We start from the raw sequence: 12,515 nt of genomic DNA on the forward strand, positions 1-12,515 counted from the left end.
GGGTTGGGGTGACACATTGATCAGTATACGCCTCTGACTCGTATCCGACCACACTTTAAAATCATTCTAAACTAAAGATCAGCCCTGCAAGATCGGCGGGCAGGTCGCTGGTGAAGGCCACCATGTCACCGCTGGCCGGGTGACGGAAGGCGATGTCCTTCGCATGCAACGCTTGGCGACGAAAACCGAGAAGTTGGGCCTGCGCGTCTGGCGTCGCCTCCTTCAGCCGGGCGCCCAGGGCGCCGGTGGGGCGGGCCTTGCCGTACAGCGGATCGCCCACCAGCGGATGGCCGATCTGGGCCATGTGCACCCGGATCTGGTGCGTACGGCCCGTGGCCAGCTTGCATTCCACATGGGCGGCCAGCAGGCCGTAGCGGGCCAGCGTGCGCCAGCGGGTCAGCGCCGGCTTGCCGCCCTTGCTTACCACGGCCATGCGCTTGCGATCCGTCGGATGGCGGCCGATGTTGCCCTCGATTTCCCCCTCACCCGTCGCCGGTGAGCCCCAGACGACGGCGTGGTAGGTGCGCGACAGGGTGCGATCGGCGAACTGGGCCGACAGGCCGGCATGGGCACGGTCGGTCTTGGCCACCACCATCAAGCCACTGGTGTCCTTGTCCAGGCGGTGGACGATGCCCGGCCGGCGCACGCCGCCGATGCCGGACAGCCGCTCGCCACAATGGAACAGCAGGGCGTTCACCAGCGTACCGTCCGGGTTGCCGGCAGCGGGGTGCACCACCATCCCGGCGGGCTTGTCAATCACCAGCAGGTCATCGTCCTCGAAGACGATGGTCAGCGGGATGTCCTGCGCCACCGGCACGGCCGGCTCGGGCGCGGGCACGGCAATCTGGAACACCTGGCCGGGTTTGACCCGGTATGAGGCGTCGTCTATGGTCTGGCCGCCCGGCTGATCCAAGGCCACGCGCCCCTCCCCGATCAGCGCTTGCAAGCGCGAGCGGGTGAGGCCGGCGGCCTCCGGCACCAGCTGGGCCAGGGCCTTGTCCAACCGGTCGCGGGCCGCGGTGTCGGGGATGGTGACGGCGATAAGGGTGCAACCCGCCTCCTCGCCCTCCAGTTCCTCATCATCCGCGCCATCCACCACCGGGGCGCCAAGGTCCAGGCGGTCAGCCCCGCCCTCACCCGCCATGGCGCTGAAACGCGCGACGGCAGGGTCGGCAGGCTGGCCCGGGGCGGCACAGATGGTTGAAGCAAGTGCGGACAATAAAGACCTTCCTCGTCATCATGGGCGTACTGATCGTCGCCGGTTTCACCTTCATCGGGGTGGAGGTCTGGCGGCGTGCCACCGACCCGAACCACCCCCGCGCCTTCGGCCGCCATCCTGATACGGCGACCCTGGGCGCGACCACTGCGGGCACAACCGCCGCTTCAGCCCTGCCGCCCGAGGCCCTGGCCCCGCTGCTGAAACTGCCGGAAGGCAGCCGCATCGAAGCCATGACCAGCGTGGGCAGCCGCCTGGCCGTCCAGGTCGCCCTTCCCGGCGGTGCCCAGCAGATCGTCCTGCTGGAGCCCAGTACCGGAAAGGTCCAGATCGCGGTCGTTACTGGAACCACTTCATCGGGCACCCCATCTTCCCCAGTTGGGGCTTCCACAGGTGGGGTGCCTGAACCCAACCAGACGATGCGCCCGCAGGTTCCCCGGACGCCGTGATTACGGTCACACCGGCCGGCCGCCCACCAGCGTAATCGCCCTACATGACAGAGATTTAATGGCCCCTGTCAGGAAAACGGCGCTGGAATGAGGGCCGGCGGCGGCTGCCCAATATTTCAGCGATGCACGGCAGCATTAGGCTCTTCCATACTTTTTTGCTTCCTCTTCGTGCGCGCCGGCCCCGATCATCACCCGACATCCAGCAATAGGCGAGACGGTCCCCCATGAACTTCATGAGCGACAATGTGGTGGGCGCGGCCCCGGAGATCCTGGCGGCCCTGGCCGCGGCCAATGAGGGCGCGCAGCCCTCTTACGGCGGCGACCCGCTGACGGCGCGGGTGACCCGGGACCTGGCCGAGCTGTTCGAGTGCGACGTCACCGTTTTCCCCGTCGCCACCGGCACCGCCGCCAACGCGCTGGCCCTGTCGGTGCTGACCCCGCCTTACGGCGCCGTCTATTGCCATGACGAGGCCCATGTGCAGGTGGATGAGTGCGGCGCGCCGGAGCTGATGTCCGGCGGCGCCAAGCTGGTTCCATTGGCGGGCCCCCATGGCAAGCTGGACGCGATGGCGCTGAAGGCTGCCTTGGACAAGGGCGGCGCCGGCGTCGTCCACCATGTGCAGCCGGCCGCGCTGACCCTGACCCAGACGACGGAGTCCGGCACCGTCTACACCCCCGACGAGGTGATGGCCCTGACGGAGGTGGCGCGGGCGCACAAGCTGCGCGTCCACATGGACGGGGCCCGCTTCGCCAACGCGGTGGCCAGCCTGGCCTGCGCCCCGGCCGACATCACCTGGCGCGCCGGCGTGGACGTGCTGTCCTTCGGTGCCACCAAGAACGGCGCCCTGGCGGCGGAGGCGGTGATCTTCTTCGACAAGGCCCTGGCTGACAGCTTCGCCTACCGTCGCAAGCGGGCCGGCCACCTGTTCTCCAAGATGCGCTTCCTGTCGGCACAGCTGGACGCCTACCTGACGGACGGCCTGTGGCTGCGCCTGGCCACCCACGCCAATGCGATGGCGACGCGCCTGGCCCAGGGCCTGGACGCCCTGCCCGGCGTTGGCCTGCGCAGCCCGGTGCAGGCCAACGAGGTCTTCGCCGTGATGCCGGAGCCGATGATCGCTGGCCTGGAGGCCGCCGGCTTCCACTTCTACCGCTGGGATGGCGCCTGCATCCGCCTGGTGACCGCCTGGAACACCGACCCGGCGCACGTGGACACCTTCGTCGCCGCCGCCCGGGGGTTGGCCGGGATCGTGTGAGCGGCGGCCAAAGCACGCCTGAGGCAAAAGACCGCCCCGCGTCCACGCCCGCGATGACGTAGGGTCTGGCCACGAACCCGGGGGCGGACGCGCCCCGATAAACTCTCTGGAGATCATATGCGCAAGATCGTTCTCGCCGCCGCCCTCTCGCTGGCGTTCACGGCTCCGGCCTGGGCGGCCCTGCCCAACGGCGCCGCGGCCCCGGCCTTCACCGCCCAGGGCGCCCTGGGCGGCAAGACGTCGACCTTCTCGCTGACCGACGCGCTGAAGAAGGGGCCGGTGGTGCTTTACTTCTTCCCCGCCGCCTTCACCAAGGGCTGCACCGTGGAGGCGCATGAGTTCGCCGAGGCGACGGAGACGTTCAAGCAATACGGCGCCACCGTGGTGGGCATCACGGCCGGCAACATCGACCGCGTGGCCGAGTTCTCCTCGGTGGAGTGCCGGGACAAATTCATGGTGGCGGCCGACCCGGACGCCAAGATCGCCGCCGAGTATGACGCCAAGAGCCAGGGCAATTCCGCCGTCTCCAACCGCACGTCCTACGTCATCGGCCAGGACGGCAAGGTCGTCGCCAGCTACACGGACTACAATCCCGACCAGCATGTCCAGCTGATGCTGAACGCGGTCAAGGCGCTGCACGCCAAGTAGGGGCGGGCCGGTTCCAGCGGCCGCCCGGGCCGTTGGAACCAGTTTGAGATCATTCCGCCAGTATGTGGGCGGTCTCAGCGGCGGTGACGAAGGCCGCGCGGGCGGCCTCTGCCTCACCCGACCCGTCCAGGGCGGCCAGGCACGCGGCGGTGGCGGCTTGGCGGGCGGGATCGTTGAGGTGGGCTTCCGGCCAACGGTAGATCAGCCAGTTGGAAGCCTCGTCCACCGTTGTGATGGTGCGGCGGACGGAAGGGGCTTCCCACACATCGATCGGTGTCAGGGTACGCAAAGGCGGCCTCCTCCAGCTGGTGGGAGATACAACGAGGCAGCGGCGGCAGGGTTCCCGCCCGGCGTCACCTGCCCGTGACCAGCCTGAACGCGATGCCCCACATCACCAGCGCGATGACGCCCTCCAGCAGCCGCCAGGCGGCGGGGCGGGCGAAGATGGGGCGCAGCTGGGTGGCGCCGAAGCCCAGCGAAAAGAAGAACAGGAAGGAACCGGTGATGGCCCCGGCGGCGAAGGACGCCTGGAAGCCGTCGAACTGCGTGGAGATGGTGCCCAGCAGGACCACCGTGTCCAGGTAGACATGCGGGTTCAGCCAGGTGATGGCGAGGCAGGCCAGCAGGGTCTTGCCCAAGCCCTGCCCCTCTGCCTGGGGGCCTGCCGTCAGCGCGCCGGTGGAGCGCCAGGCCGACCATAGGCTTTTGGCCCCGTACCAGGCCAGGAAAGCGGCACCGGCATAGCGCATGACCGGGTCCAGCCAGGGCAGCCAGGCGGCGGCGGTGCTGAATCCGGTCACGCCAACGCCGATGAGGATCGCATCGGACAGGGCGCAAGCCAGGCACACGGCGAAGACGTGCTGGCCACGCAGGCCCTGGCGCAACAGGAAGGCGTTCTGCGCGCCGATAGCGACGATGAGGCTGAGCCCCATGCTCAGGCCCGCGATGTAAACCGAGATATTCATGGTGGTAAGGCGAAATCCCAGAGGTGGCTGGGCCTTGTGATAAGCGCCGCCCCAGGATTAGGCTAATTAAATCACCTAATCCAAATTTAGCGAAACTTAGCCATGATCGATTACCCGGCGGCGCGCGCCGTGGCGCTGGTGGTGCAGACCGGCAGCTTTGAGAAGGCCGCCGCCGCGCTGAACGTCACCCCCTCCGCCGTGTCCCAGCGTGTGAAGCAGCTGGAGGAGCGGCTGGGCGCCGTGCTGGTCGAGCGGGGCATTCCCTGCACCGCCACGGAAAAGGGCGAATGGCTATGCCGCCACATGGACCACGTCAGCCTGCTGGAGCGGGAGCTGACAGCCCATTTGCCGGGCCTAGTCGATCCAACGGCACCGGTGCCGCGCGTGACCCTGGCCATCGCCGCCAACGCGGATAGCCTGGGCACCTGGTTCCTGGCGGCGGCCGCCGCCTTCACCCAGGGCTGCGACCATCTGCTGAACATCGTTATCGACGACCAGGATCACACCGCCGACTGGCTGCGGCGCGGCCGGGTGCTGGCGGCGGTGACCTCGCTGGAAAAGCCCATACAAGGCTGCCGCGTCACCGCCCTGGGCGCGTTGCGCTATCACGCCACGGCCAGCCCGGACTTCATGGCGCGCCATTTCCCGGGCGGGGTGACGGCCGATGCGCTGGCCCAGGCGCCGGCGCTGACCTTCAACCAGAAGGACCGGCTGCAGCATGACTGGATTCGGCGGACGCTGGGCCGGGATATCGTTCTTCCCACCCACTGGCTGCCATCGACCCAAGGCTTCGTCGATGGCGCCCTGGCCGGGATGGGCTGGGGCATGAACCCCGCCCAGCTGGTGCGCGGCCATCTGGAGGCGGGCCGGCTGGTGGAACTGGTGCCCGGCGCCATTCTGGATGTGCCCCTGTTCTGGCAAGTGAGCCGCCTGGCCGCCGACCAGCTTGCCGACCTCAGCCGCCGGGTGGTGGCCACAGCCAAGCGCGAACTGGTACCGCCACCCTAAGATGATATTCGCCTTGGGCGTGTGTTGGCCGGCGGGCATACTGCCGGCGATGCGCCACCAAGGGGGATATCGCCCGTGCCCAACCCGATCAATCGCGCCACGCCCGGCGTCTACATCACGGAGCTTTCGGCCTTTCCACCCAGCATCGTCGGGGTGCAGACGGCCGTTCCCATCTTTGTCGGCTATACCGAGCGGGCCAGCAACCCCGTGAGCCAAAAGCCGCTCCATCTTCAGGCGGTGCCGCTCAGCTCTCTCGCGGACTACACCACCTATTTCGGTGGCGCCTATCCCCAGCCCTTTGACGTGGCGCCGGCGACCGCGGGCACGGCCGATTTCCAGGCGACACCGCCGAATGGCCAGGGAACCGCTTACTACGCGGTCCGCCCCAGCGGACCGCATTTCAACCTGTACCTGGCCATCCAAGCCTTCTATGCCAATGGCGGCGGCAATTGCTACGTCGTGTCGGTCGCGGATTACAGCCAAGGCGGGGTTTCCAAGGACGCCCTGCTGGCCGGCTTGCAGGCCGCCGGCGCGCAGGTGGGGCCGACCATGACCGTGGTGCCGGACGCCTGCTTGCTGTCCGGTACCGATTATGGGGCGGTGGTAACGGCCATGCTGACACAGGCGGCTACCCTGCAGGACCGCATGGCCGTGCTGGATCTGCCGGGCGCCGTCGATCCGGCAAGCTGGACCGCCGACGGCCTGGCCGCCCAGCGCGACGCCTTCTACACCGCCATCGCCCCCGCCTCAGATGCCTTCAGCTATGGCGCCGCCTACGCCCCAGCGCTGCGGACCAGCCTGATCACGGCGGGTGACGTCGACTACACCTGCCTGCAGGGCAGCGCCGCCGTGGTGCTGGGTCTGCTGAACCAAGAGGCGTCGATCCTCTACACCGGCGCCAAACTGGCCGAGGTCCAGGCACAGCTGGCGGCGGCCTTCCCCGAAACGCCCCCGGCCACGGCACCCAGCGCCAGCCAGATCAGCGCCACCAACCAGACCCTGCTGAGTGCCCTGCCCCTGCTGGGCACGATCGAAGGCATCGTGGCGCAGAAGCTGAATGTGACGCCGCCAAGCGGCATCATGGCCGGCATCTGGACGGCGAACGACACCAGTCGCGGCGTTTGGAACGCACCCGCCAATATGGCGCCGGTCGGCGTGACGACGCCCACGGTGCTTCTGAACGACGCGCAGCAGGGGGACTACAACGTCCCGCTGAACGGCAACGCCATCAACATCCTGCGCGCCTTCGTCAATCGCGGCACCCTGGTATGGGGCGCCCGCACCCTGGACGGCAACAGCAACGACTATCGCTACATCCAGGTGCGCCGTACCCTGATCTACATCGAGCAATCCATCAAGACTGCCCTGCAACAGTTTGTTTTCGCACCAAATGATGGCCAAACCTGGGTCACCGTCACGGCCACGATCTCCAACTTCCTGACGGGGCTGTGGAGCCAGGGTGGCCTGATGGGTGACAAGGCCAGCGACGCCTTCAGCGTCCAATGCGGGCTGGGATCGACCATGACCCCGCAGGACATCCTGAACGGCTACATGATCGTTTCCGTGACCTTGCAGCTGGTTCACCCGGCGGAGTTCATCGAGCTGACGTTCAAACAGATGATGCAGGGCGCCTGACCTGTCGCGCCCTCTCGACCTGTAGCACGATCAGGATGTCGGCAGTACCGTCCAGCCGTTGGTGTTGGGGTCCAGGCGTTTGACCGGCCCCTCGAAGCGTCGCATCAGGCCATCCAGCAGGCCGGGCAGGCTTTGATAGCGGTTGAGGATGGCCTGCACCTGCGCCTGGCCCGGGCCGGCGGTCCGGCCCGCCAGGGTGATCGCCTCGTCCAGCGGAATGGCCCGGTGGACGATGGTGCCGGGGGCGGCCTGACGGGTGGCATTGGGGGCCCGGATGTAGGCCAGCAGCGCCGTTTCGTCCACCAGGTGCCGCAGCACGTCATCCAGGGCGTGCAGCACCTCCCCGCGCCAGCGGGTGGTGACGCCGCCGATACGCCGTTCCTCCCCGCCATGGGCGTGGCCGGCGCACACCACCTCCGCCAGGTGCCAACGCAGCCGGCTGGCGTAGCCGCCGAACATGTGGGCGTGCTGGTCCTGTTCCGGCAGGCCGGTCCGGGTGACAACGGGGGCCCCGGTGTTGGCATGGCCGAGGTCGATCGACGACAGGCCGTTCCACACCTCGGCCAGCATGCCGCTGTAGTTGGCCATGCGGGTCGGCCAGACGGCACCGCCGCCGAAGATGTCGGACAAGGCGTTGCGGACGACGCCGACGACGTCACCGAAAACATGGTCGCCTTGCATGGGGGCCAGGGGTGGCGCGGCGGTCGGTGCCGGCTCCGCCGGGATCTGGGCGCCCTGGGGATTGGCGAAAGTGCAGTTGGAAATGAGCGGCATGGGGAAACCCTGTCGGATACGGGCCTGGGGAGCCCGCGGGGAGGCCACACCCTAGCCGGATCAACTGCCCCAACTCATGCGCGCCGAAGCTGTATACCGCCCGGGGAAAGCGCTGATGACGACCTTGATCTTGTTGCGTATTCCGGTTTCGCTCATAGGACGCCATTGAGGGATGCCATTGGGCCGCGCCACCGCAGCGCCCGAGAACGGTTCCCCTCTTTCGGGACCGGTGGCAGAATGGGTGCCGGCTGTTCACCGCCGCAACGGTGAAGGCCCGGCACGACAATGGATGGGCGGTTTACATGATCACGTTCACGCTGAACGGACAGGCGCAGCGTTTCGAGGGCGATCCAGAGATGCCCCTGCTGTGGTATCTGCGCGATGTCCAGGGCCTGACCGGCACCAAGTTCGGCTGTGGCGAGGCGCTGTGCGGCGCCTGCACCGTGCACGCCGACGGCGCCCCCATCCGCAGTTGCCAGACGACGCTGGGCGACCTGTCCGGCGTGGCCGTCACCACCATCGAGGGGTTGTCCCCCGACGGCATGCACCCGGTGCAGGTGGCGTGGCGGGAATTGAACGTGGCCCAATGCGGCTATTGCCAGGCCGGGCAGATCATGTCGGCGGCGGCCCTGCTGAAGGACACGCCCCACCCCAGCGACGAAGCCATCGACGACGCCATGAGCGGCAACATCTGCCGCTGCGCGACCTACCCCCGCATCCGCGCCGCCATCAAGCGCGCGGCCGGCGAGGTACAGCGCAAGACGGCCAGCGGCGGGAGTGCGAAGTGATGAACGGCATCACCAACCTTAGCCGCCGCGCCGTCCTGATGGGCCTGGGTGCCGGCACCTTCGTCCTGGCCGGTGGGCTCGGCCTTGCGGCCGCCCCCGGCGCCCTGGCGGAGGATACGCCCAAGAAGTATGGCGGCGACGCCATGCCCGGCGGGGTGAAGGACGACCCGCGCCTGTTCGTCGCCGTGGCCGCCGACGGCACCCTCACCATCCTCTGCCATCGGGCGGAGATGGGCCAGGGCGTGCGCACCAGCTGGGCCATGGTCATCGCCGACGAGATGGACGCCGACTGGGCCAAGGTGAAGGTGGACCAGGCGCTGGGTGACGAGGCGCGCTACGGCAACCAGAACACCGACGGCTCGCGCAGCATGCGCCACCACTTCCAGGCCCTGCGCCGCATCGGCGCCGCCGCGCGCCAGATGCTGGCCCAGGCGGCCGCCACGCAGTGGGGTGTGCCGGTGGCGGAGGTGACGGTGGATCACCACAGCCTGGTGCATGTCGCCAGCGGGCGACGGCTGGGCTTCGGCGAAGTGGCGGCGGCCGCCGCCACCCTGCCTGTGCCGGCCCGTGAGACCCTGGTGTTCAAGGACCCGGCCAAGTTCCGCTACATCGGCCGGGGCGACGTTGGCCTGGTCGACGGCTTCGACATCACCACCGGCCGCGCCACCTATGGCATCGACGTGCGGCGGGACAACATGCTGTACGCCGTGGTCGCCCGCCCGCCGGTGCATGGCGGCAAGCTGGGCCACTACAACGTGGATGAGGCGCTGCAGGTGCCGGGCGTGCTGAAGGTGGTGGTGCTGAACACGGCACCCCTGCCCTCCGGCTTCCTGCCCAAGGGCGGCCTGGCCGTGGTGGCGGAGAACACCTGGGCCGCGCTGAAGGGCCGCGAGAAGCTGAAGGTCACCTGGGAGGATGGGCCCAACGCCAGCTATGACAGCGCCGCCTACCGGGCGGAGCTGGAGGCGGCGGCCCGCGCCCCCGGCCAGGTGGTGCGGAACGTGGGTGACGTGGACGGCGCGCTGAAGTCGGCGGCCAAGCATGTCACAGCGGAATACTACATCCCCCATCTGGCCCAGGCGCCCATGGAACCGCCGGCCGCCGCCGCCCAGGTGACGGGCGACAAATGCGAGATTTGGGGCAGCACCCAGGCGCCGCAGACGACGCGCGAGACGGTGGCCAAGGTGCTGAGCATCCCGCCTGAGAACGTGACGGTCCACCAGACGCTGGTGGGCGGCGGCTTCGGCCGCAAGTCCAAGCCGGATTACATCGCGGAGGCGGCCCTGCTGTCCCGCGCCATGGATGGCCGGCCGGTAAAGCTGACCTTCACCCGCACCGACGATCTGCACCACGGCTTCCTGCACACCGTGTCGGTGGAGCGGCTGGAGGGCGGGCTGGACGCCAAGGGCAAGCCGGTGGCCTGGCTGCATCGCACCGTGGCCCCGTCCATCGGCGCCACCTTCACCGCCGGCGTGAAGCATGAAGGCGCCTCGGAACTGGGCATGGGCGCCGTCAACACGCCCTGGATCGTGCCCAACCTGCGGGTGGAGAACCCGGAGGCCGAGAGCCACACCCGCATCGGCTGGTTCCGCAGCGTCTCCAACATCCCGCACGCCTTCGCGGTGCAGAGCTTCGTCGCCGAACTGGCGGAGGCGGCGGGACGCGACCCCAAGGATTTCCTGCTGGACCTGATAGGCCCGGCCCGGCAGATCAACCCGGCCGACCTGTCGGACAGCTGGAATTACAACGAAGACCCGGTGGCCTATGCCTATGACACCGGCCGTCTGCGCGGCGTGGTGGAGCGGGCGGCCAGGGAAGCCGGCTGGGGCAAGCCCCTACCCAAGGGCCAGGGACGGGGCATCGCCGCCCACCGCAGCTTCGCCAGCTACGCCGCCGCCGTCGTGCAGGTGGCGGTGGATGCCCAGGGCAAGCTGACCATCCCCCGCATCGACATCGCCTTCGACTGCGGCCCCGTCATCAACCCCGACCGGGTGCGGGCGCAGCTGGAGGGGGCGGTGACCCAGGGCGTCAGCCTGGCCACGCTGGGCGAGATCAGCTTCAAGGCCGGCCAGGTGCAGCAGGACAACTTCGACACCTATCAGGTCACCCGCATCGACACGGCGCCCAAGGACATCCGCGTCCACCTGATGCCGGCGGCCAAGTACGACGCGCCCCTGGGCGGCGTGGGCGAACCCGGCGTCCCCCCCATCGCCCCCGCCCTGCTGAACGCCATCCACGCCGCCACCGGCAAGCGCATCCGCAGCCTGCCGATCCGGGATCAGTTGCGGGCGTGAGGAAAGCCCCGCCAGGCGCCCTTCTGCCCAGTCTAAAGCGACGCCTGACCACCGGCGTGGGACGCCCACAGGTTTCTGCAATCGGTTGCAATTCACTCTTGCTTCAGGCGACTGCGCGCTATAAAAGTTATACGCAACATCTATTAACTGCGACGGCAGGATAGGCGTAGTGACCGCGCCGTCCAAGTCGCCGCCAATAAACGATTGATAAGGGGGGGACTACATCGATGCGGCGACACACGATGCTTTCCGCGCTTCTCGCGGTTGGCTTGGTTACGGGCCTATGCGGCCCGGCCGGGGCAACCGATACCGGCACCTGGATAACCACCTGGGCGTCCAGCCCTTCCCTGCCCACGGAAAAGCTGCCCCTGCCGTTCTGGAAGCCGGCGCCGGAGGTGCAAGGCACGGTGCGCTACACCCTGCGGATCAGCGCCGGGGGCGACCAAGTGCGCGTCCGACTGTCGGCCGAGACCCTGCCGCAGGACCTGCTGGTCGATCATGTCACGGTGGCGGTGGCCGACGCCCAGGGTCATGTGTCGCCCGGTGCCTTCCGCACCCTGACCTTCGATGGCGCCCGCGCCGTTCGCGTGCCGGCGGGCGCACCGCTGCTGAGCGATCCGCTCGACCTGCCGGTCGAGGCCGGCGCGGTGCTGGTGGTGAGCCTGCACCTGCCTCAACCGGTGACGGTGCCGCAGGCGGACAACAACCATCACACCGACATCCTGCCCGGCGATGACCGGACCGAGGCCGTCGCGCTGAACGGCGCGCGGGCCGAGGACGCGCGGGAGATCGTGTCCGCCCTGTTGGTCCATGCCGGCGCGCAGGCGCGCACCATCGTCGCATTCGGTGATTCCATCACCGACGGTTTCGGTGCCAAGGACAGGCTGATGCGGGGCTGGCCGGACCAGTTGGCCGCCTTGCTGCGCGCCAAGGGTCGGCGCGATATCGGCATCGCCAACGCCGGCATCGGCGGCAACCGGGTTCTGCGGGGCGAGGTCGGGCCATCAGCCCTGGCCCGGTTCGACCGCGATGCGCTGGCTGTCCCAGGCGTGACCGACATCGTCCTGCTGGAGGGCATCAACGATCTGGGCCTGAGCGGCCTGCCGACCCTGCGGACCAGCGCCACCCACCCAGCGGTGACGGCGGAGGACATCATCGCCGGCTATCGCCAGCTGATCGACCGGGCGCGGGCGCGGCACCTGAAGGTGCATGGCGCCACCCTTACGCCGGCCATGGGCGCCACCTTCCCCGGGTATGCCACGCCGGAAAAGGACGCGGTGCGGCAAAAGATCAACACCTGGATCCGCACCAGCGGCGCCTTCGACGACGTGATCGATTTCGATGCCGCCGTCCGCGACCCCGCCCATCCGGAGCGCATCCGCGCCGACTATGACTGCGGCGACCACCTGCATCCCTCCGACGCCGGCTATCGCGCCATGGCGGAGGCGGCGCTGGCGGTCATAGCCCGCTGATAGACTATAG

12 protein-coding genes are annotated in these 12,515 nt (G+C 68.6%); 8 read left to right on the top strand and 4 right to left on the bottom strand.

The features are described 5' to 3' along the window. Window positions 1–61: 61 nt before the first annotated feature. Window positions 62–1,144 carry an RluA family pseudouridine synthase gene (locus tag FBZ88_RS21305; protein WP_145619204.1) on the bottom strand — a complete coding sequence of 361 codons (1,083 nt, stop codon included), beginning with the start codon at window positions 1,142–1,144 and terminating at the stop codon, window positions 62–64. A gap of 56 nt (window positions 1,145–1,200) precedes the next feature. On the opposite strand from FBZ88_RS21305, the gene FBZ88_RS21310 reads away from it, so the two are divergent. From FBZ88_RS21310 to FBZ88_RS21320, 3 genes are all read left to right on the top strand, one after another. Beyond that, complete coding sequence (locus FBZ88_RS21310) at window positions 1,201–1,665, top strand: hypothetical protein (protein ID WP_145619155.1); 465 nt, start codon at window positions 1,201–1,203, stop codon at window positions 1,663–1,665. A 224-nt stretch (window positions 1,666–1,889) separates the two neighbouring features. Next, the gene (locus FBZ88_RS21315; protein ID WP_145619156.1) at window positions 1,890–2,921 is read left to right on the top strand and encodes a threonine aldolase family protein; all 1,032 of its coding nucleotides are present in this window, start codon (window positions 1,890–1,892) and stop codon (window positions 2,919–2,921) included. A gap of 117 nt (window positions 2,922–3,038) precedes the next feature. Next, window positions 3,039–3,569 (top strand): peroxiredoxin, encoded by a 531-nt coding sequence (locus tag FBZ88_RS21320; protein WP_145619157.1) that lies wholly within the window; start codon window positions 3,039–3,041, stop codon window positions 3,567–3,569. A 49-nt stretch (window positions 3,570–3,618) separates the two neighbouring features. Here FBZ88_RS21320 and FBZ88_RS21325 read toward each other — a convergent pair whose 3' ends face one another. Further along, window positions 3,619–3,858, bottom strand: a complete 240-nt coding sequence (locus FBZ88_RS21325; RefSeq protein ID WP_145612637.1) for a DUF982 domain-containing protein — start codon at window positions 3,856–3,858, stop codon at window positions 3,619–3,621. 64 nt (window positions 3,859–3,922) lie between these two features. Continuing rightward, window positions 3,923–4,534, bottom strand: coding sequence for a LysE/ArgO family amino acid transporter (locus FBZ88_RS21330; RefSeq protein ID WP_145619158.1), 612 nt, complete (start codon window positions 4,532–4,534; stop codon window positions 3,923–3,925). 102 nt (window positions 4,535–4,636) lie between these two features. Between FBZ88_RS21330 and FBZ88_RS21335 the strand changes: the two genes are divergently transcribed. Further along, window positions 4,637–5,542 carry a LysR family transcriptional regulator ArgP gene (locus FBZ88_RS21335; protein ID WP_145619159.1) on the top strand — a complete coding sequence of 302 codons (906 nt, stop codon included), beginning with the start codon at window positions 4,637–4,639 and terminating at the stop codon, window positions 5,540–5,542. A 75-nt stretch (window positions 5,543–5,617) separates the two neighbouring features. Beyond that, entirely contained in the window at window positions 5,618–7,177 is a 1,560-nt protein-coding gene (locus tag FBZ88_RS21340) for a phage tail sheath family protein (protein ID WP_145619160.1), read from the top strand. A gap of 30 nt (window positions 7,178–7,207) precedes the next feature. Here FBZ88_RS21340 and FBZ88_RS21345 read toward each other — a convergent pair whose 3' ends face one another. Continuing rightward, on the bottom strand, window positions 7,208–7,951 hold the full coding sequence (locus tag FBZ88_RS21345; protein WP_145619161.1) for a hypothetical protein: 744 nt from the start codon (window positions 7,949–7,951) through the stop codon (window positions 7,208–7,210). Window positions 7,952–8,253: 302 nt separating this feature from the next. On the opposite strand from FBZ88_RS21345, the gene FBZ88_RS21350 reads away from it, so the two are divergent. The 3 genes from FBZ88_RS21350 to FBZ88_RS21360 all read left to right on the top strand — a co-directional run bounded on the left by FBZ88_RS21350 (window position 8,254) and on the right by FBZ88_RS21360 (window position 12,505). Beyond that, complete coding sequence (locus tag FBZ88_RS21350) at window positions 8,254–8,739, top strand: (2Fe-2S)-binding protein (RefSeq protein WP_145619162.1); 486 nt, start codon at window positions 8,254–8,256, stop codon at window positions 8,737–8,739. After that, window positions 8,739–11,033 carry a xanthine dehydrogenase family protein molybdopterin-binding subunit gene (locus FBZ88_RS21355; protein ID WP_186464534.1) on the top strand — a complete coding sequence of 765 codons (2,295 nt, stop codon included), beginning with the start codon at window positions 8,739–8,741 and terminating at the stop codon, window positions 11,031–11,033. The genes FBZ88_RS21350 and FBZ88_RS21355 overlap by 1 nt, the downstream gene beginning before the upstream one ends. A 242-nt stretch (window positions 11,034–11,275) precedes the next feature. Next, window positions 11,276–12,505, top strand: coding sequence for an SGNH/GDSL hydrolase family protein (locus FBZ88_RS21360; protein WP_186464535.1), 1,230 nt, complete (start codon window positions 11,276–11,278; stop codon window positions 12,503–12,505). The last annotated feature ends 10 nt before the right edge of the window (window positions 12,506–12,515 follow it).

It is taken from the genome of Nitrospirillum bahiense (genome assembly GCF_007828025.1).
Classification (GTDB): Bacteria; Pseudomonadota; Alphaproteobacteria; order Azospirillales; family Azospirillaceae; genus Nitrospirillum; species Nitrospirillum amazonense.